Annotated in this window: 3 rRNA genes; all 3 read right to left on the bottom strand. The window is 53.8% G+C overall.

The annotated features are described in order from the left end of the window. A 23S ribosomal RNA gene (locus tag GJ688_RS19795) occupies positions 1-575 on the bottom strand; the annotation flags it as partial. A gap of 223 nt (positions 576-798) precedes the next feature. Beyond that, positions 799-915 (bottom strand): 5S ribosomal RNA (rrf, locus tag GJ688_RS19790). 196 nt (positions 916-1,111) lie between these two features. After that, positions 1,112-1,200 (bottom strand): 16S ribosomal RNA (locus GJ688_RS19785); the annotation flags it as partial.

Raw genomic sequence — 1,200 nt, 5'->3', positions numbered from 1 at the left:
GCTCCGACTGCTTGTAAGCATACGGGTTCAGGTTCTCTTTCACTCCCCTTCCGGGGTGCTTTTCACCTTTCCCTCACGGTACTGGTTCACTATCGGTCGCTGAGGAGTATTTAGCCTTGGAGGGTGGTCCCCCCGGATTCCCACGGGATTTCACGTGCCCCGCGGTACTTGGGATCCCTTCGGAATGGCTCGTCCTTTCGTCTACAGGGGTGTTACCTGCTGTGCCAGGCCTTTCCAGACCGCTTCGACTAGGATGATTCATTCGGGATGAAGGTCCCGCAACCCCGCCTCCGAAGAGACGGTTTAGGCTTTTCCCCGTTCGCTCGCCGCTACTGGGGGAATCTCGCTTGATTTCTTTTCCTCCGGGTACTTAGATGTTTCAGTTCCCCGGGTTGGCTTCACTGACCTATGGATTCAGTCAGCGATGTCCGGATATGACTCCGGACGGGTTGCCCCATTCGGGTATCTACGGGTCTACGCCTGCTTGCGGCTCTCCGTAGCTTTTCGCAGCTGTCCGCGCCCTTCTTCGCCTCTCAGCGCCTAGGCATCCACCGTATGCCCTTACTAACTTGACCTTATTTTCAATGAATGATCACTTCATGCTGTTTCGTCCAATCTGACATTCGCTTGTCTTCGCAAGCAAAGGGTCAAGCTGTCAAAAACAACTACGCTGTAATCATCACTGCTTTGCGCTTTACTTTTTACCTCTGTGCAGTTTTCAAGGAACAGTTCCGCCATATAAGGGCGGTCATATGAAAACCTGACGTTTGTCAGGTCTGCCGGGTAAAAACCCGGTCAATCTGGCAGCGACCTACTCTCCCAGGGACCAACGTCCCAAGTACCATCGGCGCAGGAGGGCTTAACTGACCTGTTCGGGATGGGAACGGGTGTGACCCCTCCGCCATTGCCACCAGATCTTTTTGTAGTTGTCGAGGTCTATCCGGTTCATCACCGGATTTAGAAGTTTACTACACCTGGTTGAGGTTTTCAACCGGTAAGTTCCTCCAGTCCCTCAAAATCAAACAGTTGTGTTGCATTGCGTGCGTTCGACCTCGACATCTCACGACTGCGATACCAGTTACCTGCTACCAGCCGTGACGAGTCTCCATAGAAAGGAGGTGATCCAGCCGCACCTTCCGATACGGCTACCTTGTTACGACTTCACCCCAATCATCGACCCCACCTTCGGCGGCTGGCTCC

The organism is Heliobacterium mobile, from assembly GCF_009720735.1.
In the GTDB taxonomy this organism is placed as follows: Bacteria; Bacillota; Desulfitobacteriia; order Heliobacteriales; family Heliobacteriaceae; genus Heliobacterium; species Heliobacterium mobile.
This window is presented reverse-complemented; position numbering and strand designations above follow the sequence as displayed.